The organism is Thermogemmatispora onikobensis, assembly GCF_001748285.1.
GTDB classification, from domain to species: domain Bacteria; phylum Chloroflexota; class Ktedonobacteria; order Ktedonobacterales; family Ktedonobacteraceae; genus Thermogemmatispora; species Thermogemmatispora onikobensis.
In genome coordinates, this window is record NZ_BDGT01000047.1 from 1 (window position 1) to 25046 (window position 25046).

The window sequence follows — 25046 nt, forward strand, 5'->3', positions numbered from 1 at the left end:
TAAGCGCCTGACTTTTACCTTCTGAATCTGCTGCTCACTCACTGCTGCCTCCAGGGAAGGGAACTGCTGCCGACTGCGGTCACCGGATCGGATGGGACGACCGGCTGGCTGGTGATTTGGCTCTTGAGTACCAGCCAGGCGGTCAAAGCTCTCTTTTTCTGGGGAATCATACCCAGAGTAAGCGAGCCAGGTCAACAGATCTCCCCCAAAGGTCATAGCTTTTCGTCCTCACCCTCCTCATCCCTCGGCTCCCCGGCGGAAGAGAGGGCGCGCTCCGCCTCGCTCTGCCCGCTGACCTCCGCGCTACCGCAAGGCCGTGTCCTGGGAATCTCCAGCGGCTGGCCACTGGTGGACCTGGGAGACTGTGGCTCGACAGGCCAGTCGCGCTCTGGCAACCCAGGCGCCAGGTCAGCCCCGGAGCGAGCCGGCGAGAGGCCGAACGCTGTCAGCGAGGCAGGGGGAGCGATCCACGGAGAGAAGCCAGGTTCAGCTGGCGCCCCAACCGAGGAGGAGGGCAGCTCATCCGGCAAAGGGGTTCCAGAAGAAGCCGCTCCACTGGGAGACGTGCGCTCACTCCACTCAGAGCGAGACCCGGCAGCAGACGAGGGTGGCCAGGGAATCTCGGTGAGGGCCGGCTCCAGCTCGCCGCGCGAGAGGTCGAACGTCTCTAGAACCCGCACCAGCGAGGGCGGATCTGGCATCGGGGTCTCCGGCGCTCCCAGCTGACCAGGCAGGCTCTTCCAGGGCAGACCAGCCGAAGAGGAGGCCGGGAGGGCGGAATCCATAATCGTCTGCTGCGAGAGGGGTACAGAGGGCAGGTTAGCAGGCCAGCGCGGTCTGAGTGCAAGCAGAGAGACGGCGAGAGCGAGGGCAGCACACAACGGCAGGAACCAGAGATGCCAGAGCACGGCCAGCACCAGTGTGCCCCCGCTCAACATGGAGGATGCCACGAGCGCGGCCAAAAAGAGGCGCGGCAGCCATTGTGGCGAAGCCACAGGCGGTCTTGGCAGTTGAGACGACCGCCGCCGCATCAAGCGAGCGCGGCGGCGCTGAGCGGCCCTGTTGGTCTCCACCAGCCTCCGCGCCGTGGCAGGCCAGAGCGCGCGACTCACCCCACGAGAAAGGTTGCTCGCGCGCTCAACCAGGATATAGACTTTCTTATCGCTCTTGCTGTCTTCACTCATCACACATCCACCCCTGTGCCAAGAACAGGGCCACCACCCAGTCCCCCAGAGAGATGACAGCCAGATGATCGATCCTTCCTGTCGCGATACTGAAGTGCCGGCAGGAAGCCGGTGACACCCCAGTGCCTCCGCGAGGGACACGTATGGAGACAGAGGCACGCACCACACCACACATCATCCCTTGCTATATACGATGATACGCCGGGTACCAAAAAGGAGATACTGGCCGGACGGCAGTCCATCGTACGAGTCCTCAAGGAGAACCGTACACCACAACCAACGAACAACAACCCCACCGCAGCGGGAAACCCCCTGACGGGCGGCCTTGAGCTGGCCCAGCCCGAGGCGGGCGGCATCGTCACCCCACCACCACATAGCTACCTCCTGCCGGCCTGTCTGCCTGCCTTCGCACGCACGCATCCGGCAGGCGGAGGCAACCCACCCCGGGTCAGACCATGCTTTCCCGCACCGTCCGCTCCATAACTACAGCCCGGCGGCACCGTACATAGCAGCGCCGTGGCGGCACGCTTTGGTCCGCGCGTCTCGCAATTCGCCCGCCCGTCCCTTCACGCACCGCCAACGACGCACCACCACTGAGAGGCCAGAACACGCCGCGCTCCCAGGGACTGGCCGCAGCGAAAGCCAGCCCCACCACGCGCACGCTCCACTTCCAGACCTCTCCGCGTCTGCTCGTGCCCGCGCATTGGCACTTCACTACCGCGACAGGAACACGCTCATGTGTGCACCTGCACCGTAGCAAGTCAGAAGGAGCACGCTCCTTCTCGAATACCACCCCCGCTTCTTCAGCTTCAAACAAGCTCGGATCTGAGATCACGCTTTTATTGTACCTCTCTCTACTTCTTCATCGGTTACGATAGGATGAAATTTGAGTTGAGAAACAAAAGCATGTATTGCAGATTTCTTAACTTTTCGATAGATTTATTACACTTTACAAAGATATTATCTTGAAAGGTATCAGCGTTAAAGCGGCATCCAAGTGCTTAAAAGAAGATGATAGTGATAAATATTTCAGGAGAGAAGCAAGAAAGCAGTGGGGGGAGAGGTAGAACAGCTAGCCGAAGAGGGAGGGAAAGAGAGCAAGGCAAGAGCGACAGTTAGAGCCAGGGCGGGGTTCAGGAAGCCCCAGGCTGGAGAGAAAGGCGGGGAAGAAGAGCGGGCCGCGGCCAGGAGTGCCGGGCAGGAACACCTCTCAGAGCAGAAAGTACCAACGCCGGCAACCTCAAGCGAGCAGCGAATGCCGGCGCTGTTTTCTGCCTGTGCGGGCCAGGTCGTGATCCTCTATCCTCTTGCCTCACCCGCTAAGATGGCGGCTCCTCACGCTCAATCTCCACCTGGAGCGGTCCCTCCAGCCCCTCAGCAGAAGGTCCATAGTAGGGTGGGTCCCACTCAAACGTAATCTTCTGACGCTTGATCGGGACAGCGGCCTGCAGCTTATCCCAGCGATCTTCACGGGTCATCGTAATTTCCACATGCTGCTCATCGACCTCCAGGCGTTCGGAGATCACCCGCAGCAGATCGGCTTTGATCTGCTCCAGCAGCTCCGGGTTGACCTTCACCCGGTCCTGGACCAGGACCACCTTCAGGCGTTCCTTCGCCAGCTCGCCGGGCCTGGGCCGCTTGCGACTGGCCATAAAATCAAGCATACTCATGATGCACCATCGCCTCCTTGATCAGGACGGCCAGGACCGTGTGCGCTTCCCAATCACGGCGGGGCCAAAGCCCACCAGGCGGCGCAAGCGCTCCATCAGCGTTGGCGCCTCCATCAGCTCCTCAAGAGGGATCTCCTCACCCAGAATGCGCAGCGCAGCATTCATAAATGCCTGACCGGCACGCGAGCGCTTATCATAGACCACTGGCTCACCCTTATTGGTGGCCACGATAATCAACTCATCTTCGGGGACAATGCCCAGCAGATCGATCCCAAGCACTTCCAGCACATCCGCCACATCCATCATATCACCGCGTCTCACCATGTCGGGACGCAGGCGGTTGAGAACCAGGCGCGGCTCCGGCTTGCCCGCCGCCTCGACCAGCCCGATGATGCGATCGGCATCGCGCACCGAGGCCATCTCGGGATTGGTCACAATGATGATCTCATCGGCGCCCACGATGGCATTGCGAAAGCCCTGCTCGATGCCTGCAGGCGAGTCGATGAGCACAAACTCGAATTCCTGGCGCAGCTGCTGGCAGAGCTGCACCATCTGCACGCTATTGATGGCATTCTTATCGCGTGTCTGAGCAGCGGGCAACAGGTAGAGTTCGGGCAAACGCTTATCCTTAATCAGCGCCTGACGCAGGCGACACTGCCCTTCAACCACATCGACCAGATCGTAGACGATGCGGTTCTCCAGTCCCAGCACAGCATCGAGATTGCGCAGCCCGATATCCGAGTCAACTACCACCACCTTCTTACCCTGCATAGCCAGGGCTGTTCCCAGGTTCGCCGTTGTCGTTGTCTTGCCAACGCCGCCCTTTCCCGAAGTAATCGTGATCACCCGGCTATCCATGCGCATGCTCCCAGTCGATTCGGAAAACACCGTTCTTTTCGCACACCTAGCAAAATATCACAGCAGCGACCAGTCGCCAGTCGGTCACTCAACTCAGTCAACAGCCGGCCAGAGCATTCATCTGCAAAGCAGCTGAGCTGGCCAGCTGAAAAGCAAGCAGGGATTGCGGCACTCCTTCCTCATCAGCCCCTTCTGCTGGCCACAGCTGTGCTTCCTCTAATCTCAGCACGGATGTCAGCCGGCTCAGGGAGACGCCCCTGCTCCACTGCAGAGCAGTCACCGCCTGCCCTCACTCTCCAGGGCGACCAGCGCCATAGCCAGCAGCCAGCAGCTACGCGGTAGAGCGCCTGGCCGGGAGCAGCCCGCCCCAGGTGCCCGCTGTCCTTACTTACGCGGCGGGCGACCATTGAGCCAGGTTTCAACCACGATCTGGCCCTGGCGAATCGAGGCCACCTCTGGACGCGGCTGCACCTCTAGCCCCTCGGGCGGACGAGAAAGCAAATGGGCGATCCGCAGCTGGACAGGCGCCAGCAGCAGCGCACAGACCAGCGCCTGCTCGTTATCGGGATAGCCGGCATGGACCATACCGCGCAAGACCCCCCAGACGATCACATCGCCCCCCGCCACAACCTCCGCCCCAGGATTGACATCGCCCAGCACTACAATATTGCTGTGGTGGTGAATCGCCTGGCCAGAACGCACCGTCCGACGCACAAAGAGCGTATCATCTGACTCACGCGGATCACGTTGACCCGCACCCGCCGTCAGTCCCAGGTCCACAGTCACAGCCCCTGCTCCTGTCTTCTCATAGGGCGAGTATGGCGCATATGGCCCAGCAGCAGCATAGGCAGGTCCTCCGTTCAGACCCAGCCCCAACCGGCCCCCCTCGCTCAGGCCCCCCCTGCGCATGCCGGCAACCTGCTCCAGGGAAGCAATCGACATCCGATAATGCGCCAGCAAATTTTCGAGCTGAACCCGTTCGCTGGCCTGGAGCACCCGCTGCCGGGTGTCAACCGTCAGCGTGGCCCCGCGAAAAAAATCCGGAGCTTCAGCCAGCCGCTCGGCCAGCGCTTGCAATAGCTCACCAAAGGGAGTACCCGGCTCCAGCGTCAAGAGCAGGCCGTGGCGCGTCCCCTTGATGGCGATCTGCCCCTGGACAGGCAGCTTCTCCTCTCGCCGCTCCCCCTCACCACCTACCACCCAGGAGGGAGCTTCACCCGCCTTCTTCTGCCGGTCGCGCGCACTCGACATGGCCTGCTCGGCAGAACCCTGCGCACTCATTTCGCTCGCTGCTTTTCTTGTATCAGTTTCTTCTCTTTTCATTCAGGCAGGAGTTTCGATTTCTTACCGGCACTACACTTTTACCCGTTCTGCTTCAACATTCCCTTGAGGGCCGTCGCCCGCAGTCGAACGGGCCATCTGCAACGAAGAACCACCTTCTGACGCTACCAGGTTACAGTATAAACGCCAGAGCAACAAAACGCAATAGGAGCAGCTTCTTTGCCTCTCTTTGCCAGCCGGCGTTTCTCCCTAGTTCAGGCGATAGCGCGCACCCCCTGCCCGGCTTGCTGTTTGGAACGTACCATCGATTGAGGCCAACATTACCACATTCCTATTGATAGATGAAGGGCTGGACACGGGCCTTCGACTCATCTATTATAGTAGTACATTCTCCTTGCTTTCCTATCCGTGCGTCCAAGATAGGGGCAGCGATTCACAACTTCTGTTAGAGGCCAGGAGCTTTTCACTGCAGAGATCACTCTTGCTCTTCCATATTGGTCATTATTCGTATTCCCTCGGCCAATGTTAAGGAGGCGACCGATCAGCTGCTGCTGGGCTGACGGTCGCGATCTCTTCAGTTGGCCGGTACCCGGATAGCCTGGCCATCCAGCGCCGCTGCTCCGGCTTCCGGCCTGGCTCTGGACGATTTGAACCTTCAGGAGTTCATTACGATGGCTTTAGAAGCTTTGCAGCGTCTGGACCAGCAAAAGGGTGACCTTCCTTCCCAAAGTTATGTTCCACGAACAATGCCCCAGGCTCTCGGCATGTTCGACATGATGATGATCTTCATGATGATCATGCTCTTCATTAATAATCCAGTAAGCACGATAGGCTCAGGACCGGCCGCTTTCACTTACTGGTTGCTGGGAGCTGTGGTCTTCTTTATCCCCTGCGCGATCGGTGTCGCTCAGCTGGGCGTTCTTTATCCTCATGAAGGCTCAACTTATATCTGGACCCATCGCGCACTGGGAAATTTCTGGGGCTTCTTCGCTAGCCTGATCTTCTGGATGCCAGGTCTGCTGGCGATGGTTGCAAGCCTGAGCATTGGCATCGCCTTTATTCAGGGCCTGAACTCCTCCTGGCTGACTCAGCCCTGGCAGCAGGGCCTGCTCTGCATCGCCTTGCTGATCGCTTCCACCTTGCTGGCGCTGCAGCCGATGAGTACGCTGCGCCTGGTGATCAATGTGATTACGCTCATGACCTATGCGGTGGTGGTCTTGCTCGGCGGGGCAGCCTTGATCTGGCTGGCAACTGGTCATCGTACAGCGACGCCCTTCAACGATCTCCATTCCTGGGGCATCGATCCTTCTAACTTCGTGCTCTATGGCAGTGTGGTGCTGGCTTATCTCGGCGCCGATGTCTCGATGATCCTTGGTGGCGAAATGGCCAGTGAGCGCATTGCCGCCCGTCATGTCTCCTGGGGCGCCTTCTTTGTGATTCTCAGCTATCTGGTGATCACCTTCGCCCTCCTGGTCGTCCTCGGTCCCGACGCCGCCAGTCAGGGGCCTTTCGCGGTGATCAACGTCATCGATCATGTCTTCGGCAAGTTCCTGGGCAACGTGGCCGCCGTCTGCGTGATCGCTTATTTCCCGATCTTCACCACCCTGTTGAACGTGGCGTTCGCCCGCTTGCTGATGGTGGCCAGCATCGACCGCTTTCTGCCGCTGGGGCTGAGCCGTTTGAATCGCAATCGTCAGCCTGCGAATGCCATCGTCTTCCAGACAGTGGTGGCCTGCCTGTGCGCCGCCTTGATCTTCCTGCTGCCTTATCTATTGCCTCTGGGACAGCCCACCGATTTGGCCACGGTGGTCTTTACGGTGACGCTCTCGGTGCTGACTCTGGTCTGGGCTTTTTCTTCAATCTTTATCTTTGTCGATCTGGCGATCTTCTATTTCCGCCAGCGCGAGCGCTTCCTGCGCCTGCTGGTGGTGCCACTTCCAGTGCTCTGGCTCTGCATTATCATCGCGCCCCTTGCCTGCTTAATGGCAATGATTGTAACATTATTGTACTCGCCGATCCCACAACAGATCAGCAATGGCCAATGGTGGTACATTGTAGGCGGCTTGACGGTGATTTGCCTGGTGCTATGCGGCATCGCCAGTATGTTCGCTATTAGCCAGGCCGCCTGGCAGGATCAGAGCTTCGAAGCGTGAATAGACTTTGCCTGCTTCCGCTCCAGGTGCCGGAGTGGTTGCCTCTCTCTCTTGCGCTGAGGGCCGGACGCCGTTCGAGACTCAACCCGGTCTGAATGGTTCCGCTGTGCCACACACCGGGCTGAGGTCTGCTCACCGCTCTCAGCTCTCTTGCGCCACGCTGCTGCCCCGTCCCGGTGGGGCCACAGCTGCTTTCGGGTCACGAGCAGCCTTTGTGTTGGCCGCTCGTTTACAGTTATTTCGTTGTTTGTAAAGGAGTGGATCGCCATGACGCTTAAGTCTAGCGCACCAACCGAAGAGCAGGGCAACCTGCGATCCGGGACAATCGGCTTGCCCGGCGTGCTCTTCCAGTCAATTACGACAATGGCGCCGGCTTCCGCTGTTTCTTTTAGCTTGAGCGCCGCGGTGCCTTTCGCCGGCACCGCTCTCCCTCTGGCGGTGACGATTACGCTGGTGGTCAGCGTGTTGATCGCCCTGAATATCGGGGAGCTGGCCCGCCATCTGCCTTCCGCTGGCGGCTTCTTTACTTATATCGGTCGCTCGCTCGGCTCCATTCCTGGCTGGGTGACCGGCTGGATCTTCGATCTGGCCTATCTGTTGATTGTTCCTCTGCAGCTGCTGGTTCTGGGTCCGGTGGCCGATTCGATTGTGCCTCTGGGTCCCTATGGCTGGGCTATCTGGGCTTGCATTTTTGCAGTGGTGATTTTTGCGCTGACGTACTTCGGCATTAAGGTCTCCGCCGATGTGGGCGTGGTGCTTGGCTGCATCGAGATCGGGGTCTTTTTGCTGCTGGCTCTGTGGCTCATTGTGACCGCTGGGAACAATAATACGCTGGCAGCCTTTAATCCGGCTTCCAGCGCGCAGTCCGGTTTCGGCGGCTGGCAGGGCGTACTACTGGGGATGATCTTTACTGTGCTGGCTTTTGCTGGCTATGAGTCCTCGGCTCCCCTGGCTGAGGAAACGCGCGATCCGCGCCGTACCGTGCCTCTGGCGATTGTGCTGGCCGCTCTCTTGATCGGTCTTTTCTATGTCTTCTGTTCTTATGCCGCGGTGGTCGGCTGGGGGCCGGCGAAAATCGCTTCTTATACCGGCGATCCAAACCCCTGGGGAACAATGGCGCAGCGCGTTTGGGGTGGCTTCAGCATCATTGTGAATCTGGCGATTCTGAATAGCGCTCTGGCCAACTCGAACGCCGGGGTGAACGCTGTGTCGCGGGTGCTCTATGCTATGGGCCGCGTGCGCGCGCTGCCAGGGGTCCTGGCTCATTTGAATCGCTTTGCTTCACCCGATGTGGCCATTGTTTTCACAACGGTGGTGGGCATCGTGCTGACGGTGGCGCTCGGCCTGGCCTTTGGAACAGGGACGGCGTTCGCTCTGATCGGGACAATTATTGTGCTGCCCATTATTCTGGTCTACCTGGCAACTTGCGTGGCAGTGCCGGTCTTTTATCTGCGCGAGCACCCCAATGAGTTCAATGTCCTCCGCCATATCGTGCTGCCGCTGATCCCAACGGTGGTGCTGCTGATCGTGCTCTGGTTCCAGGCAACGCAGCAGTATGAGGCTCCGCTGACCTGGGCCTTCCCGCTGGCGGTGGCCTGGCTGGTGATCGGGATTATCATCGCTCTGGTGCTCCGCTTCCGCGCTCCCGAGGTGCTGGAGGCCAGCAGCAAGGTCTATGTGGAGGCAGAGTAAGCCCCCCCGAAAGAGGTTGCTCTTCTTCTAGCTAGCAGGAGAAGACAGCGCTGGGGAGAGGCGGACCGCTCGTCGGCTCCGCCTCTCTTTTTTGTTGAGCATGTATCGTTTCTTTGCTTTCTTGCTCTGATTGTGCTTGGGCTTGCTTCGGCTGCCGCTGTTTTTTTACAATAGCGGCCAGAGATCTTTTTTCTGGAGAGAGCTGGCTGATGAGTTCTGCTCTGCTTCCCGGCGATTTTCTGCGTTTTCCGACAGAGCGCGAGCTGGTGCTGCGCGCCCAGGAAACGGTGGTGGGGGTGATCCCTGAGATCTGCCTGGTTTCTCATTTCCAGGTTGGGACCTGGGAGGTGCTGTATCGCCCTCTGACCACTGGCAATGTGCGCCGCTGGGGCCTGCCACTGATGATCCCGAATTTTTCACGCCTGCGCAATGGCCTCTTCCTGGAGAAAGGGACTACCTTGCCGATCCACGGCTTCGGTCGCCTGCTGCCCTGGACACTGCTGATGGCAGACGAGCATCAGGTTCAGCTGCAGCTGCAGAGTAACGATACGACGCGCGCTTGCTATCCCTATGAGTTTACTTTTACGGTGACGGTGACGGCGGCCCCCAGGACCTTGACCTACACGCTGGCAATGGAGAACCACAGTGCTGAGACGATGCCGATTGCGCCAGGTTTCCATCCGTATTTTGCCCTGGCTCAGGCCGCTAAGCCGCGCTTGCAGGTGCAGGGCCTGCCTGGCTTCGAGGCGGCGGCGATCGACTGGGAGCATCAGCCGCCGGATACGCCTTTTCCATTTGCTGGCGAGGTGACGATCACTTTTCCTGAGCAGGGGACGTTGACAATCGCTGAGCTGCCCCAGGACGGTCGCTTTGCTCTGCATAATATGCAGGTGTGGACGGAGTTGCCGACGCGCCCAGACCACGCCTTTGTCTGCTTTGAGCCAACAGTCGGTAGTGAGGATGCGCTGAATCGGCCCGGCGACCGTCTGGAGGTCGCTCCGGACAGCACGGTCTCGATTGTGCTGCAACTACGCGCTCAGACGCAGGCTTGATCAGGACGATCAGGTTGGCTGATCAAGCCTGCTGTTGGTGTATGGCTGACTTCCGCTTGCTTGCCACCGCTCGCAGGAAGTGCAGGCTAGGCTGATAGCTTGCGTGCGCGAATGCTGGCGCTGAGCCAGTGGCCCTCAAGGCGATGGCGCTCTTCCTGCTTGACAAATGACGGCCAGTCCCAGTCTCTTGGAGCCAGCTCGATGACGATCTCGCGGAAGCCAACGGTTGCCAGTAGCTCACGATAGGCCGCCGCGCTGAGGGCACCGGCCAGGCAGGTGGCCCAGGCCCTCGGCTCGCGACGGAGACTGGGCGGTAGCTCCCCTTCAAGAACTGGATCGGCCAGGATCAGTCTGCCCCCCGGCTTGAGGAGCCGGTAGGCTTCGCGCAAGACGCGCTCTTTGTCTGGCACCAGGTTGATGACACAATTGGAGATGATGACGTCGATGCTTTCCGAGGGGAGGGGGACGGCTTCGATGATCCCCTGCAGGAAGCGCACGTTTTCGAGGCCGAGCTGACGCCGGTATTGTTCGGCCCGCTCCAGGGCAACCTCGTTCATGTCAACACCGTAGGCCACCCCGCCGGGCTGTAGCTGCGATGCGGCCAGCAGCAGATCCAGACCTGTGCCGCAGCCAAGGTCGAGCAGGCTTTCCCCGGGTTTCAGCCCGGCCTGCTTGAGAGGATTACCACAGCAGCAGGCACTGGCCAATAGCTCCGCGGGCAACTCCTTGAGCTGCTCAGGAGCATAGCAGGCACACTGGCCGGGCATCTGCTCCTGCTTTCGATCCTCGTAACAGCAAGCAATCGCAGCATTCAATACGTTTTCTTGATAGTAACGCTGAACAAATGATCGTAGATCTTCTTCTGATTTGAAAGGCATATCTGCCATGACGGGCTTTCCTCCTTCCGACTGGTTGGCCGGCTGGCGCTGGACCAGCGCAGCTTTTTCTTTGTCTGGAAGAGAAGACGCCCTTCCGGCGAAAAGGACGCAGCCAGTCAGGCGGTAAGGCTCCCGGTGAGAGGATAAGGGGAAGTTAGCGACCGGAGGCAGCAGCACAGGCGCTTTTATCGAGGCAAGCGCCGCCACCTTGCTCGCTTTCCTCGGGTTCCAGACAACAGGAGGTTAGTGGTTGGTAGCCGATGACTCGCCCCAGCCGGTCAAATTCAAACTGGCAGCAGGCCGACAGGAGCTGGCGGAGCCGCTCACGCGCCCGTTGGACGCGCGATTTGGCCCCAGAGAAGGAGAGTTCCAGGCGGCGGGCCAGTTCGCGCTGCGAGAGTCCCTCATACTCGGTAAGGATCAACGCTTCGCGATAGGATGCAGGCAGGCAGCGGATCAGCTCCTGTAAGGATCGCTTGATAGCTGCTCGTGCGAGCTCGCTGGCTTGCTCTTGCTCAGAACGCAGCAGCACCTCGTTCGTGGCCGCCTGGCTCTGAGGCTGATCCTCTAGTGGTAGAAGGTTGCGACGCCGACGGTAGTAATCGCAGACCAGGTGATGAGCGATACGATAGGCCCAGTGCTCCAGTTTCTCATTGGAACGCAGCTCTTGAGAGTGTTGGTGAATACGGAGAAAAATTTCTTGTAAGAGGTCGTCTACGCTCTCTTCGTCAGGCAATCGACGACGGAGAAAGAGACGCAGCGGCTCATGTAAGGCAACCCAGGCTCGTTCAGTCACGCTGGACATCGGTGCGGCCTCCTCGTGCACAGACCTTTCTTTTAGAAGACGTGGCTTCGCCTGAAAGGACGCAGAGCCTCTTCTCCTCTTGCGTGGGGGAGAAAGAGAAGGTCACCTTCTCTTGCACCTCTCCCGAGATTCGTTCGTAAATATCTTTTGAAACGATGGCAAGGAAGACAGCTCTTTGGCGAGCTGGTCAGCCTGGCCCTGATCCATCAGCTCGGCAGGCTGGGTTGATCACTCTCTAGCGTTCTGCGCCCTCTTCTGCCAGTAGGCAATTTCCCCTTGGGTGGGATATAATAGGGTAGTTATAGGGAGCATCTGAAAGCGTCACGCCAGTGCCAGGGAGCGGGGTAGCTGCCGCTCTCAGCCAAAGACGGCGCAACCAGAAAACAGGAACGTCTCGCAATGGAAAAAGAGCCATTATCTGGTCTGTACCACGTACAACAGCAAGGTAACCATCAAAATAACAATACGCCGCCACCCCCGCTGCTACCGGTGCCGCCGCGCCAATCGCAGCGACAGCAGTCATCGCCTAACCAGTCACGCGGTCCTTCTGGGCAACCGCCGCGTTCCTCAAACCTGAATTTCTGGCTGCTGCTGGTAGTACTGCTGGTACTGGGGTTGTACTTATATAGCTATATCAGTAACGCTAATAGCAGCTCCTCTCCTCAACGGCAGGAGTTAACATATACTGAGTTCTATCAGGAGATCAACGCCGGCAACATCAAGACGGCGACCTTTATCGGGGAGACGGACATCGTTGGCGATTTCCGCCAGCCGGTCCAGGGTCATCAGCAGTACCATGTTTACCAACTGCCCCAGCCGCAGACCGATCCGCAGCTGATCCCGCTGCTGCTGTCCAAAGGGGTCACTGTTGTGAATCAGGCGCCGCCGGACAACAGCTTTTGGATCAATCTGCTGATTACGGTCTTGCCGTGGGCTTTCCTGCTGGGGCTGTTCTTCTTCGTGACTCGTCGAGCTACCCAGGGGCAGCAGGGCATTTTTAACTTTGGTCGCAGCCGGGCGCGCCTGATCATGGAGGATCGGCCCAGCACGACCTTCGCCGATGTGGCCGGGGTCGATGAGGCCAAATACGAGCTGCAGGAGGTCGTCGAGTTTCTGAAGACGCCGCAGAAGTTCCAGCGCCTGGGTGGCAAGATCCCCCGCGGTATCCTCCTGGTTGGGCCTCCGGGCACGGGTAAGACCCTGCTGGCGCGGGCCGTGGCCGGCGAGGCCGGCGTCCCCTTCTTCTCGATGTCCGGCTCCGAGTTCGTTGAGGTCCTGGTGGGTGTCGGCGCCAGCCGCGTGCGCGACCTCTTCGACCAGGCCAAGAAGGCTGCCCCCAGCATCATCTTCATCGATGAGATCGATGCTGTCGGACGCCAGCGCGGCGCCAGCATTAACACTAATGAGGAGCGCGAGCAGACGCTGAACCAGTTGCTGGTGGAGATGGATGGCTTCGAGTCGCATCAGGCGGTGGTGGTGCTGGCGGCAACCAACCGCCCCGATGGCCTGGATCAGGCCCTGCTGCGCCCCGGTCGCTTCGACCGTCGCGTGACGGTGGACCGTCCCGACTGGAGCGGGCGCCTGGCGATCTTGCGTATCCACACGCGCAATCTGCCCCTGGCTCCAGACGTGAATCTGGAGGCGATTGCCCGGGCCACGCCGGGCATGGTCGGCGCTGACCTGGCCAATCTGGCGAATGAAGCGGCTCTGCTGGCGGCCCGCCGCAATCTCGACTACATCGACCGCCGCTGCTTCGAAGATGCCCTCGACAAGATTTTGCTGGGCGCCGAGCGCCCGCTGGTGCTGAATGAGGAGGACCTGCGCGTGACGGCTTACCACGAGGGCGGCCACGCCCTGGTGGGCCTGCTCATACCTCACTCCGATCCGGTGACGAAGGTGACGATCGTGCCGCGCGGTCAGGCTCTGGGTGTGACGATGTCGACTCCGCTGGATGATCGCTATAACTATCCAAAGGAGTACCTGCTGGCGCAGATCACCTACTCCCTCGGCGGCCAGGCCGCTGAGCAGGTGGTTTTCGGCACTATTACGACGGGCTCCCAGAGCGATTTGATGAAGGCGACGGCCCTCGCCCGCCAGATGGTGACGCGCTGGGGCATGAGCGAACGCCTGGGGACGATTTCTTACAGCGAGCGCCCCAGTCCTTTCTCGGGTGGCGCTGAGACGGAGATCGGCCAGCCCTACGACTATAGTGAGGAGACGGCGGAGTTGATCGATGAGGAGGTTGAGCGCATTGTACGCTCTTGCTACCAGCAGGCGATCGAGCTGTTGACGAAGCACCGCCGCACGCTTGACCGCATCGCGGAGGAGCTGCGTCTCCATGAGACGCTCGACGGCGAACAGCTGCACGCCATTCTGGCCGAGACTGGGGCCACGCCAGCCCCCGATGAGCCGGCACCTCTGGGCATCCCACAGGTGATCGCCCCACCGGAGCCGACTTCCGCTCCAGCACCTCCCGAGGTCGGTACAAGTCGTAACGAGCCGGAACCGCCCGCCCCCGCTGCATCTGGCAACGATAGCCACTTTTCGTAGGGAAGGCCCGGGCCAGCTACTCTCTCCTTCACTTTAGCCAGAGAAGATCGAGCGCTTTGCTTCTCTGCAAAACGGGGGACCGCAGCCCAGCGGGCCTGCTTCTGCCAGATCAACTGTCAGGCTCGCTGGCTGCTCTGATGGCTCTTGATGGCTCTTGATGGCTCTGCCCGACTGGGTTCTCTGACCCGCGTCAAGCTGACAGCCCTTGGGCTGAGGGCAAAACTGTCGTCTTGCTCAGCGCTCACTCCTCTAGCTCTCCGGTGAAAAACTGCCGTAGCCCGGGATAGTCGCGCATGAGTGTGTCAACAAAGGCATCTGGCAGTGGTAAAAAGATGCCCTGCGCCTCCGCCAGCGGCTTGCTTTCATCGCTGGCCAGGGTCAGCACCCCCTGAGCCTGAAGCATCGTGCGGCGCTCCTGAAGAAGCCAGGCGCGCACCCGCAATAACGGCCCATAGGGAACGTAGCGTCGATAGCGCACCTCCAGCTTGCCCGTCATGGTCCACTGAGGCTGCTGAGCCAAGAGTGAGGCTCGCCCCAGCGTCTCGTCCAGGACCGCAGCCACAATACCACCATGAATGACGCCGGGAAAACCCTGGTGCTCCTCGCGCGGCTGAAAATCGGCGACAATGCTCCGGTCTTCGCGACGAAAGACCAGCTGCAACCCATAAGGGTTGCGCTGGCCACAGACAAAACAGCGCTGATAGTCAGTATCGTCGTTGAGCTTCATAGAACGAGCTGAGGGCGTCCTTCCGTGGAGAATTTTCGTCGGTGGAGCGAGAACGGGAATCCTTTGGCTCGCCTGCTTTGACAGGGACAGGCAGAGCAGAAGGGAGGCTCTACCTCTCGCTCGCTCCCCACACCACCGGCCTGGGCTGAGTGTATCACAGCTCAACGATGCGAGGCAAGCAGGCCACCAGCCATCCCGAGTTCTCTTCTATCCTTCCCGGCTCCTTTCCCTTAGATTGGTCCCGCCGCTTCTTTCCTTGACGGGGAACTCTTTGGCAGGTTGACCCTGGTCAGTAGGCCGCGCGCCCGCAGCGAAAAGGACTCCTGCAGTACCCCCGCTCTGATGAGGAATGGCTCCCGCTGCGCTCCTACTACGACGGGGAAGGCTCCTCTCCTTTTGCTCGTCGTCGAGTGCCTTATGCATCCAGAGCTACCGGCTGCCCCAGTGGCAAAAAGCGAAGCCGTTTTTCCAGTCCAGCTGCTCGAAAGGCTTGCTCGATCTGAGTACGCCCCTCGGTATAATGCGCCCATCCCTCGAAATGAATGGGAATGATGATCGCCTCCCCCAGCGCTTGTGCCATCTGCACGCCATCGGTCGCCGTGAGCGTGAGATGGACTGGACCATACACGCTGGTCTGAGCCGCCCCGAAATGCAGCACTGCTACTGCGACCGGGTAACGCCGGGGGATCTCCCTGAGACCATCGAAAAACACAGTGTCTCCCGATACATAAAGCGCACCGTGACGTGCTCCCTCCCACTCCACTATCCAGCCATTCACGTCGCCGAGCATGCCCAGAACTTCCTCCGGCCCGTGATGAGCTGGGACTGCTGTGATATGAACACGCCGACCATCTGTTCCTACTAGTTCAATGCTCTCCCACTTCTCCATGCCACGCGCGCCATTCCCCAGCCGTGACGCTCCTGCTGGCGTGGTCAGAACATGCCGCGCCTGTGACAAAGAGGCGCGACCGGCTTCATCGAGATTATCGGGGTGTTGATCGTGGCTGACCAGAGCTACATCGACTGGTCCAACTTCAGAGACGCTGAGTGCCGGGTCAATGTATTTCATCGTTCTTTCGTATTGGCTTCCTGCTGGATCAAAGGTCGGATCGGTCAAGATGCGGAACTGGCCGATTTCAACAAGAATGGTTGGACCTCCAATATGCGTGATGCGCACACGATCACTGGCTTGCTGACTCATGCTCTTCCTCCTCTGCTGCTCTCCCCCCGGAGACCGGGAGAGACAGGGACTTTCGTGATCTCCATATATACATATCTAAAATGGTTTTGATATGTATACCCCTAGTATAGTCAGCGAAAATATACTTGTCAAGATGGAAATAGCTGCGTATAATAAAGAGAGGGAACAGGGTTCAACCACAGGTCAGAGCGAGACCGGGAGACACAGAGATGGGCAAGAAGAGAAAGTTTCAGCAGTCTGGAAATGCAGAACATGTTTCAGGTGAAAAACGATCATTTGTCTTTCTCGGGGGGAACCTCGGCCTTGACCTTGTCAATACAGAAGTCATGGTACGCGGGAAAAGAACCGACTTGCTCCAGACCCCTCAGGATGCCAGCCAATGGTGGGAGATGGCCCGGCAAGCTCATCCTGACCTCTCACAAGAAGGAGAGCAGGTGAGATGGGATGAGCACCAGCTCCGAGCGCTGCACGCCTTGCGTACCATCCTGCGCAATCTCTTTGAAGACATTGCAGCACGCTGTCGAGTGGACAACATGGCTGTACGAGAACTGAATGCCTTCTTGCGTGAAGGGTATTACGAGCTCGAAGTCTCCCCGGAAGGGGCGCTGTCTGCCATCTACCGGACACGCCAGGACAGGAGGGCTTCAGCCGTCGTGACCATCGCCTTTGCCGCCTTCCGTTTGTTGACAGAGCACGATCTCCGCCGGTTGCGTATCTGCCGCAATGACCGTTGCATCCTGCTCTTCTACGATACTACCAGAAGCGCCACACGGCACTGGTGCAGCGTGGCATGCGCCAATCGAGCACGGTCCATCCAAAACTACCGGCGAGCAAAGGGAAAGTAAGTGTGGAGACGCTCGAGAAAGATCAGACCGTTGGCAAGAAAGGTGGTGACATGCCCGTGTTTACAGCGTACCCTGAAGAGGCGACGCGCCTCCGCCTCCTGTGGCAGCGTGGATGCTGAGGAGGTGATGACCTGTTGCGGGGACGTGCGAAAGAAAAATCGTGGTCATGCTCTCCCCTCTTGCTATGGCCCACTCGCCCGGCATGCCTGCATCAGCGTCTCCGCATTATCAGTGCCAGTAGGCCGCGCGCCCGCAGGCGGAGGTAGAGGAGCAGCCAAAGGCTCAGCCAGACACCGCTGAGAAGATAGCCGCCAAGGACATCGCTGGCCCAATGATCCCCCAGATAGACGCGCGATGGGCCTACCATGACGATGAAAAAACCCGAGAGGAGCAAAAGAAGGATACGCCACCAGCTCCGACCCTGGAAGAGAATGAGGCCATAGGAGAACAGCACGCCCCAGTAGGCCACATAGGCCATGACGTGCCCACTCGGAAAGCTGGCTCCTCTGGCCGCTTGCAAAACCTCAACCAGCGTGGGCGAGGGACGCGGACGCGCGACCAGTAGCTTGACTGTATGATTGAGTAGCTCGCTGCTCAGACAGTTACCAAGCAGAATCAAAGCTTCCAGGCGCAGGCGTCCGAGCCAGAGCAGCATGGCCGTGGCCAGCACCAGCCCCGCCGCCAGCAATGGCACACTGCCGATGAAGCTGATTGCCAGCATGAGCGCGCGTAGCCAGGGACTCTGCTCCTCCTGAAATTCGCGCGTGATGGCAACGTCAATGGTCAACACCGGATGGGTGTGAACCCACCAGGCCAGCAGCGCAAACAGGCTCAGCAGCAAGGTGTAGAGGGCCAGCAAGAACCTGCCCCGGTGTAATGTCCGGTACCAGGGGAGCCGCGCTTTCTGAATCTCTCGCTGCGCTTCTGCTAAGGATGTTTCTTCTTCACTATCTCCGTTTATTTTATACTTTTCTTGATTTTTTCGTTTAATTGGTGTAATCCGCTCTCCCATCCTGATCTGCTTCCTCTCTCTGAGCAAGCCTGGTCGCTTGCAAGACGGATACGACACATTCTTGTTGTATTATATCTGGTGAGAACCGCAGCTAGTGAGCAGGTAGACATTGCTCTGGCTCGAAGAGGGGAAGGAGAACAAGCACGATGGCAACGTTCGAGGTACGTTCCGCGCGTCCAGAGGACCGCGAGACGGTTCTCGCCTTTTGTGCCCATACCTGGGAGTGGGGGGACTACATTCCCGAGGCCTGGGATGCCTGGCTGGGGGACCAGCCAGGGAGGTTACTGGTGGCTACGAGCGATGAGCGAGCCGTGGGTCTGCTCCATTTGCGCATGCTCAATGAGCACGAAGCCTGGCTGGAGGGCTTGCGCGTTGATCCGGCCTACCGCCGCCAGGGTGTTGCCACCGCTTTGCATCAGGCAGCGATGGCCGAGGCTATGCGCCGGGGAGCCAGAACGGTGCGCCTGCTCACCGAGACCAGGAACAGCGCCGCCATCGCACTGGCCAGGAAAAGTCGTATGCACGAGGTTGGGAGCTTTTTCCCGTATCAGGCCCCGCCGCTGCCAGAGCTGCCACGGCGCCTGGCTTCGCTGCCCACACCAGAACTGGCACGGGCCGAGGACCTGGAGGAGATCATCGCCTATCTCAATGTCTCGAATATCTTCCCCCTGACCGGTGGCCTCTACTACTCGGGTTTTATCGCCTATAGTATCAGCGACCGCTTGTTGAAGACGAAGATCAACGCTGGCGAGATCTATCTCTTGCGCCGTTGGGAGCGCCTTGATGGGCTGATGATGATCGAGGAACGCCAGGGGCGCCACGGCAACTATCTGTTCATTGGCTACATCGACGGGACGACAGCCGACACCATTGGCCAGCTCGCCTATGTCCTGCGCCATCAGGCGGCTCAGCGCAACCTGGAGGCGGTCCGCGTCCACGTTCCCGACCTGCTGATGGTGCGTGATACCTTCGCCGGGGCCGAATATCAGGTCGCCGACCATCCCTACGTCACCTACGAGCGCTTGCTGACCTGACTCGCTTGTCCGCTCGCTCGCCCCGCCGTTCCCTCTGCATCAGTTAGCACCAACCAGGCCGACCACCCTCTTGTCTGGCTCTGGCCAGGCTCCCGCTTTTCAGCCCAGAGTCGCTGCAGCCCCAAACCCCAGGCCGGGAAGGAGAGCCAGACGAGACGCGCAGAGAGAGCCAAAGCTCAATCAGAAGCAAGAAGCGGGACGGAAGGCACAGCCGCTGGCAACCATTCCACCAGGAACCACTGTGGACCTGGCAGGTCAGCCGTGGGCAATACGCGCCCAGCGCATCGTCCCGCCTCCCTGTCGAGGAGCGCTTTCCTTCTCAGATTGACATTGGGCGGCTACTCATGCTGCAGGGGCTTCATCACCGCGCGAGGATTCTTGAGCGCGCGATAGCGCAGCAACCAGCAGCCATAGTGCATACCACCACCAACCGCAGGTAACGCCAACCACTGGCCATCCTTCAGCTGATCGTGAGAGATCAGCTCGGCCATTGCCGTAGCAATGCTGGCATTCGAGAGGTTCCCATAATAGCGGAAATTATCCACCAGCTTCTCCATCGTCGAAGCCGGCCAGCCGTAATCGTGGATCAGCAGCTCGCCAAGACGGCGGGTGATCCGCGAGTTGGCCTGATGGGGAATAATATAAGCGACCTCGTCATGACCGAGACCAGCATGACGCACGCAGGCATCGACCGCCTCCGCCATAGCGCGGGGAGCCTCGCGGAAGACCTCCTTGCCATTCATTTTAGTGTAGCCCACCAGATTCTGTGAGAGCAGCTGCGCCAGCTCCTTGCCTTTCCCCTCGCGATAGAGCTGGAGAATCTTCATATCAACCTCGGCCATCTCGATCGAGTCCTTGCGCAGCGGCGTCTGATAGAACAGCGCCGGCGCCTGACTGGCATCATAGCCACTGATGGCGTAGGTTTCATCGCCCTCCTCGCCACGCTCCAGCAAGAAGGCCGCGGCCCCCTCACCGAAGAGTGAGCTGGTTTTCCAATCCAGAACGTGCATAATATTAGGCAGCAGGCCCTCCGCTGTCACCAATAACACCAGGCGCGCCGTGCTACAAGAAAGCGCCTCCGCACAGACCTGAAAAGCCTCGGTCTGGGAGGCGCAGGCTCCGCGTAGCATGGTGGCGCGAATGGGCTTGAGGCCGAGGCGATGCTGGACCTGCCCGGCAATGGTGGGGAAAGCATCGTTGTCTGAGGAGGAGGCGCCAATAATCATGTCGATCTCGGAGGCCGAGCGACCGGCGCTTTCGAGGGCCCGCTGCGCCGCCACAACAGCCATATCGGCCAGCGACTCATCGCGTGGGGCGTCAGGGCTATCGATCAGGCCGGGAGCCTCATCGCCTGCCATCCGGCGACACAGCTCCAGGGTGCTCGCGCGCACATGGCGGGTGATAAGACCTGTCACCCGCTCCAGATCCTCGGCTTTGCGCGGATCGCCCAGGCGTGTCGAAATATAAGCAAAAAAATCATTGGTGATGATTCCAGCGGGTGCATAGGTACCCAGGCCAATCAGGCGCACTCTGGCGCGGGTGTAGATCTCAGGCACAATGTAGGTGTACTGCGGCCATGATCCGTCTGTAGGGAAGGATGTCATTGCTTGATGAACTCCCTCAATGAGGTTCCATGATCAGGCATAAGACCGATTATTCCAAGTATACCACATTGCTGCCGCTTCCGTCCTTAGCGCCGACCTTTGAGGCACGCTGACCTCGCCTTTGCCTGGCTTGACCTGGGTGATAGGATAGAAAGGGCAGCTATCGCGCTACCAGAGGAGAGACGCATGACTGCTATTTCGCCCGGGCAGGAAGTCCCACCCCGGACCGCCCAGAAGCTTCGCCAGGTGCATACGATCACCGACCGCTTTGGCATGCTCAACACTTACCTGATCGACGACGGCGGCCTGGTGGTCGTTGATCCTCGCTCCTCTTTAAATGGGCAGTTGATTCTTTACTACATCGAGCGCTTTTTGAAGCGCTCTCCCACCGATATCGATCTGATCGTGCTGACCAGTCTGGAGACCAACCAAAGCGGGGGCATCGAGACGCTCCGTCAGCGCTGTAGGGCGCCAGTCGCCGCGCTCTCTAAGACAAGGGGCCGCGCTTCCTCTAACGGCGAGCCAGGCCGCGGGAGCACAGGCACTCATTCACGGATGCCTTCCTCCTTTCGCACCAGCGAGCTATTCTCGTTCGACCCTTTGCTTGTTCTCACTGCCCCTTCTCTGCGCCAGGTCAGCATCTGGCTGCAAGATGTAGGCGGCCTGCCACACCATGAGGACTGGCGCGTGGTCGCCACCAGTGGGGCGGCGCGTGGCTATTTTTGCCTCTATAATCCCTTTTCCTGGGAATTAATCGGCGGGGCCGCCATCAGCACAACCGAGGGAGGCCAGCCCGTTCTCCACGCCAGCAGCGACCAGCGCGGTCAGCAGGAGACGCTGCACGTGCTGCGAAATCTCCAGATTTACTACCTGTACCCCGGTCAGGGCAAGCCGTTGCTCGCTCGCAACGCCGCCGCTCAGATCCGCCTGGATTGGTAGGGAGGGAGGGAGGCCAGGAAGGCTCACTGTTCGGGAGGCCAGAACAGCTGTGCTTGCGGCTGCCCCTGTGGTTGCAGCTGTGGCTGAGCCGCAGAGAAGAGCGCTTCGCTGGAGGATGCAGATGGCTCCGAGCGCGTGCCGGCTGTTGGCGAGGTGACCAGGGGTCTGTACTGGAGCAGCACGGCCCCCAACTGGATCAGGTCGCCGCTTTCCAGTAGGCGTGGCCCGCTCAGCGGCTCCCCGTTCACCAGCGTCGCTCCAGCCGCCAGATCCTGGAGATAGAGACACTCAGAGCGCACCAGCAAGAGGGCATGACGTGGGGCCAAAGAAGGATCGGGGAGAGAGACCTCACAGCCCGGATCAGCACCGATCACCAGGGCCGGCCCGTTGCATACGAAGCTGCGACCCACCAACGTCCCATTGCAAATGAGCAGGAGATGTGTCACGGGGTGCAGCGCCGGCAGGGCCTCCGAGGGCGCTGTGACAGTCTGGGGCGTCGCTGAGAACGGGGGGAGCGGGGTCTGCCGGAGCGAGACCTCCGACTCGCCTGCGGGCCCGGCTTCAAATGGCGGCTCCCAGGCCGTGATCGGCGTTGGGGGCGTCAGCGGGGAGGACGTCAGCGGGGAGGGTGTCACCGGCGAGGACGTCCCTGGCGTAGCTGTCTCGCTCTTCCGCAGGCGCACCGGGCGCAGTGGATGAGGATGGCGCAGTAAAGGATCATCGTCAGTGGGAGCCGCCGGGCGCGTCGGCGTAGCCAGCTCGAAGAGGAAGCGTAGCGAGCCAATCTCTAGCATATCACCCGAGCGCACAGGGGCGGAACCCGAGACGCGCTGTCCGTTCACGAAGACCCCGTTCAGACTCTGGCAGTCAATCACATAAGCCTGCCCATTCTCCCAGAGCAGTTCAGCATGATAGCGCGAGGCCAGATCATCGTCGAGCCAGATATCGTTTTCTTCCCCACGCCCCAGGCGCACAAAGGCCCGGGTGAGAGCCAGCCGTTGGCCCTGCAAGCGCCCATTGCGATGCTCTAACCACCCCCACGGCGTGTCAGCATTGAAGACAAAGGGAGCCGTCACACCTGGCGGATGCGGCGCATACCTGGCAGGCGAGAGAGCGATCTGAGGGGCACTCAGGCTGCGTGTCAGGGCGCGGGTCCCCTTCGGAGCGACAGAGGCGGGCGTTGCGAAAAGGGTGTATCCCAGGGCCGTAGTCAGCGGTAACCCCCAGCCACAGAGAGCCACATAGGCCAACATGGCCGCCACCTCCGCTGGCGGAAGGATCGGCTGGAGCGGGATAAAGCGCAGATAAAACCAGATAAGGGCCGGAGCAATCAAGAGAGCAGACAACCCCTCCACCAGCAGCGCCCCAGCAAGCTGGCGTCTTGTTCCGCGGCGGCCCAGCGCTTTATAGACGACCTCTCCGGCCATTGTAAGCAAGCAACAGAGGAGGCCACCGTAGCAACCGAAGCTAAACCATTCAGGAAAAGCAACGCTACTCGTAGCACTCCCTCCTTACGCGCGCGCGCTCCATCGCTCTAAAGCATCGGCACCACGCCGGCACGGCGGGCCTCAGAGATCAGAATCCTGTCGACGACAGCACCCTGCTTCTCTTCCTTGGCGTAGAGCGCATCGCTGGCAATATTGACGGCATCGCCTGTCATAGCAGCACTTAACTCACTGGCATCCCAATAACCAAAGCCCTGCTCATCGGGGGAGAGGGCTACCCCGAGCAAGGTGCGATCGGGCAGCACCACAATGACAGCATGGAGGCCAATGCTTTCCACCGCCGACGCTAACAGCAGCGTCACCTCGACATCTGAGCCACCGCCCTGCTGGAGCACCTCGGAAGGAAGGCGAATCAGCTGGGTTGCCGAGGCCGTGCTCTCCGGCCCACCATAGGGGACGCCTTGACGCTGGCAACGCAGGCCATAGTCGAGCCGTAAGGCATCGAAGATGGCATCGACCTGATCCAGCACCTGGCGCAGAATCGTTCCCGAGTAGCCCGCCATGACCAGGGGAGCCGGCGGCGGTTGCTGAGGAAGATAGGCCATCGCACGCGAGACCAGCTCTTGGACCGCAGGAGCAGTCGGCGTGACCCAGGCCGCGAGGCGCAACCGATTGGCCGCTGACCAGGCCATCAGGCGCCGCGCACGTAGCTGCAAGGGGATGGCATTGCTGTAATAGCGCGTACCCCGTCCATCGGCAACTGTCACCTGCAACTGGGTCTGACGATCACTGGTCAGGGTTGGCAAGACGCCGTTCAACAAGGGCGGCACAAAGCCCGCGCTCTGCAGGCGCTCCTCGGCACTCACCATGCGCGTCTCCGTCTGCGAAAATCCAGCGATGGTCACGCTGATGCGCAGCGGCTGCGGGCCAGCCGTGCTACTGAAGAGGACCTCCACGACGGCGCTTCCTGTGTGCAGGTACGAGGGATAGAAGGCAGAAAATAGCTCCTGGGGAGCACTTACACAGACGCGCACCGGTAGCTGACCACCACAATGTTGGCGATCCGCCAGGCTCGCCTGCTGATAGCGCGCGTAGCTCTGCAGGCCACCCCAGACATAGCCCAGCCCCAGGCCCGTCAGCCCGCTGACTGCCAGCAACAGCACAATAATTTTTCTGGCCATTGCCTCTTTTCTCGCCCCCTGCCTGCTCTGCACCAGGAGAATGTGGTGTGGGATGAAGGCATTATATCAAAGCGTGTCAGAGCCGACAAAGGGCATAGGACTTGTTGGGGAGACCGTTGCAGGCCGGGCAGAGCTGGTCAGGGCCAGCCAGAGCCTGCCCGGCTGTCGTCCCCCAGGCTGGCCTGGCTGCAGACGCTCTCACCATGAGGAGAGCACAGAGCGGAACTGGAAGGCGCGGATGAGCTGGAGCACGCCGAAGACAATGGCGTAGAGACCAATCAGCCAGACCAGGGCCAGCAGTCCAGCCGCTGGACTCAAGGCCAGAGCAATCCCCAAGAGAATGGAGACCGCGCCAGCCAGTATCAGCGTCCATTCTAAGCCGAACGCGCGTCGGAAACTCAGGGCTGCCGCCACCTCGATCACCCCTGTAAGGATGGCCCAGGCGGCTACCAGGCCGAGCAAAACCAGGGCCGTAATGCCCGGCCAGAAGAAAGCCAGGAGACCTGCCAGAATGCCAGCCAGCCCTTCAATGAGCAGAATCCACCAATGACCGACAACGTTGCGCTCCTGGAACGCCACCGCCACGGCTACCAGGCCGTCAACCAGGGCATAGGCTCCAAAGAGATAAATCAGCACCAGAAGGGTAAGATGCGGCCAGAGTAGGGCCGCAATGCCAAAGAGAATGGCCGCTACTCCGCGTATGGCCAGTATCCACCACGAGTGCTGCGAGATCTGATAACCGGTCATCATGCCGATCACGCTCCTTTTCCTGTGCCACACCGGTCACTCTGCTTTCCCTCTGTATGGCAGAGACTCTGCCAATTTTTCTTTCCCATGAGGAATAACCACAGCAGAGCCTATCTTGCATCCATCTATCTATAGGAAAAACACGCAGTAAAGAGGCTTTTGGAGACAGCCCGGAACAGGCCAGCCTC

The 25046-nt window shown here is 60.0% G+C and carries 21 protein-coding genes; 7 read left to right on the forward strand and 14 right to left on the reverse strand.

Annotated features, from left to right (window positions below; all coding sequences use genetic code 11):
* The 5 genes from BGC09_RS23145 to minC form a co-directional block, all read right to left on the reverse strand.
* Nucleotides 1-216 (reverse strand): hypothetical protein (locus BGC09_RS23145; RefSeq protein WP_218104088.1); only part of this gene is annotated, 216 nt, incomplete at its 3' end.
* Nucleotides 213-1184, reverse strand: a complete 972-nt coding sequence (locus tag BGC09_RS17425) for a hypothetical protein (protein ID WP_069805510.1) — start codon at nt 1182-1184, stop codon at nt 213-215. The genes BGC09_RS23145 and BGC09_RS17425, both read right to left, overlap by 4 nt.
* 1319 nt (nt 1185-2503) lie before the next feature.
* Nucleotides 2504-2854, reverse strand: a complete 351-nt coding sequence (gene minE / locus BGC09_RS17435) for a cell division topological specificity factor MinE (protein ID WP_069805512.1) — start codon at nt 2852-2854, stop codon at nt 2504-2506.
* Nucleotides 2855-2875: 21 nt separating this feature from the next.
* Nucleotides 2876-3712: a septum site-determining protein MinD gene (gene minD, locus BGC09_RS17440; RefSeq protein WP_069805535.1), complete on the reverse strand. Its 837-nt coding sequence runs from the start codon at nt 3710-3712 to the stop codon at nt 2876-2878.
* A 384-nt stretch (nt 3713-4096) separates the two neighbouring features.
* Nucleotides 4097-4993 (reverse strand): septum site-determining protein MinC, encoded by an 897-nt coding sequence (minC, locus tag BGC09_RS17450; RefSeq protein ID WP_069805514.1) that lies wholly within the window; start codon nt 4991-4993, stop codon nt 4097-4099.
* 671 nt (nt 4994-5664) lie between these two features.
* On the opposite strand from minC, the gene BGC09_RS17455 reads away from it, so the two are divergent.
* The 3 genes from BGC09_RS17455 (at nt 5665) to BGC09_RS17465 (ending at nt 9890) form a co-directional block, all read left to right on the forward strand.
* Nucleotides 5665-7146 carry an APC family permease gene (locus tag BGC09_RS17455; protein ID WP_069805515.1) on the forward strand — a complete coding sequence of 494 codons (1482 nt, stop codon included), beginning with the start codon at nt 5665-5667 and terminating at the stop codon, nt 7144-7146.
* Between the two features lie 267 nt (nt 7147-7413).
* Nucleotides 7414-8838, forward strand: a complete 1425-nt coding sequence (locus BGC09_RS17460; RefSeq protein ID WP_069805516.1) for an APC family permease — start codon at nt 7414-7416, stop codon at nt 8836-8838.
* A gap of 209 nt (nt 8839-9047) precedes the next feature.
* Nucleotides 9048-9890, forward strand: coding sequence for an aldose epimerase family protein (locus BGC09_RS17465; RefSeq protein ID WP_069805517.1), 843 nt, complete (start codon nt 9048-9050; stop codon nt 9888-9890).
* A gap of 86 nt (nt 9891-9976) precedes the next feature.
* On the opposite strand, the gene BGC09_RS17470 is transcribed toward BGC09_RS17465, so the two are convergent.
* Both BGC09_RS17470 and sigZ read right to left on the reverse strand, forming a co-directional pair.
* Nucleotides 9977-10777 carry a methyltransferase domain-containing protein gene (locus tag BGC09_RS17470; protein WP_069805518.1) on the reverse strand — a complete coding sequence of 267 codons (801 nt, stop codon included), beginning with the start codon at nt 10775-10777 and terminating at the stop codon, nt 9977-9979.
* A gap of 145 nt (nt 10778-10922) precedes the next feature.
* Nucleotides 10923-11573 carry an RNA polymerase sigma factor SigZ gene (sigZ, locus tag BGC09_RS17475; protein WP_069805519.1) on the reverse strand — a complete coding sequence of 217 codons (651 nt, stop codon included), beginning with the start codon at nt 11571-11573 and terminating at the stop codon, nt 10923-10925.
* A 399-nt stretch (nt 11574-11972) separates the two neighbouring features.
* Between sigZ and ftsH the strand changes: the two genes are divergently transcribed.
* On the forward strand, nt 11973-14123 hold the full coding sequence (ftsH, locus tag BGC09_RS17480; protein ID WP_084659054.1) for an ATP-dependent zinc metalloprotease FtsH: 2151 nt from the start codon (nt 11973-11975) through the stop codon (nt 14121-14123).
* Nucleotides 14124-14364: 241 nt separating this feature from the next.
* Here ftsH and BGC09_RS17485 read toward each other — a convergent pair whose 3' ends face one another.
* Together BGC09_RS17485 and BGC09_RS17490 are read right to left on the reverse strand one after the other, a co-directional pair.
* Nucleotides 14365-14850 carry a PaaI family thioesterase gene (locus BGC09_RS17485; RefSeq protein ID WP_069805520.1) on the reverse strand — a complete coding sequence of 162 codons (486 nt, stop codon included), beginning with the start codon at nt 14848-14850 and terminating at the stop codon, nt 14365-14367.
* Nucleotides 14851-15265: 415 nt separating this feature from the next.
* Entirely contained in the window at nt 15266-16051 is a 786-nt protein-coding gene (locus tag BGC09_RS17490) for an MBL fold metallo-hydrolase (RefSeq protein WP_069805521.1), read from the reverse strand.
* A 209-nt stretch (nt 16052-16260) separates the two neighbouring features.
* On the opposite strand from BGC09_RS17490, the gene BGC09_RS17495 reads away from it, so the two are divergent.
* Complete coding sequence (locus BGC09_RS17495) at nt 16261-16896, forward strand: CGNR zinc finger domain-containing protein (protein WP_069805522.1); 636 nt, start codon at nt 16261-16263, stop codon at nt 16894-16896.
* 211 nt (nt 16897-17107) lie between these two features.
* Here the strand turns inward: BGC09_RS17495 and BGC09_RS17500 are convergent, their stop codons facing one another.
* Nucleotides 17108-17908, reverse strand: coding sequence for a phosphatase PAP2 family protein (locus BGC09_RS17500; RefSeq protein ID WP_084659055.1), 801 nt, complete (start codon nt 17906-17908; stop codon nt 17108-17110).
* A 146-nt stretch (nt 17909-18054) separates the two neighbouring features.
* Between BGC09_RS17500 and BGC09_RS17505 the strand changes: the two genes are divergently transcribed.
* Nucleotides 18055-18942 (forward strand): GNAT family N-acetyltransferase, encoded by an 888-nt coding sequence (locus BGC09_RS17505; protein WP_069805524.1) that lies wholly within the window; start codon nt 18055-18057, stop codon nt 18940-18942.
* A 338-nt stretch (nt 18943-19280) separates the two neighbouring features.
* On the opposite strand, the gene BGC09_RS17510 is transcribed toward BGC09_RS17505, so the two are convergent.
* A complete protein-coding gene (locus tag BGC09_RS17510; RefSeq protein ID WP_069805525.1) occupies nt 19281-20546 on the reverse strand; it encodes a 3-oxoacyl-ACP synthase III family protein in 1266 nt (421 codons plus the stop codon).
* Between the two features lie 186 nt (nt 20547-20732).
* Between BGC09_RS17510 and BGC09_RS17515 the strand changes: the two genes are divergently transcribed.
* Nucleotides 20733-21485, forward strand: coding sequence for an MBL fold metallo-hydrolase (locus tag BGC09_RS17515; protein ID WP_069805526.1), 753 nt, complete (start codon nt 20733-20735; stop codon nt 21483-21485).
* 23 nt (nt 21486-21508) lie between these two features.
* On the opposite strand, the gene BGC09_RS17520 is transcribed toward BGC09_RS17515, so the two are convergent.
* The 3 genes from BGC09_RS17520 to BGC09_RS17530 form a co-directional block, all read right to left on the reverse strand.
* Nucleotides 21509-22912, reverse strand: coding sequence for an FHA domain-containing protein (locus tag BGC09_RS17520; RefSeq protein ID WP_069805527.1), 1404 nt, complete (start codon nt 22910-22912; stop codon nt 21509-21511).
* Nucleotides 22913-23019: 107 nt separating this feature from the next.
* The gene (locus BGC09_RS17525; RefSeq protein WP_069805528.1) at nt 23020-24111 is read right to left on the reverse strand and encodes a hypothetical protein; all 1092 of its coding nucleotides are present in this window, start codon (nt 24109-24111) and stop codon (nt 23020-23022) included.
* 198 nt (nt 24112-24309) lie between these two features.
* On the reverse strand, nt 24310-24861 hold the full coding sequence (locus BGC09_RS17530; protein WP_069805529.1) for an HdeD family acid-resistance protein: 552 nt from the start codon (nt 24859-24861) through the stop codon (nt 24310-24312).
* Nucleotides 24862-25046: the final 185 nt, after the last annotated feature.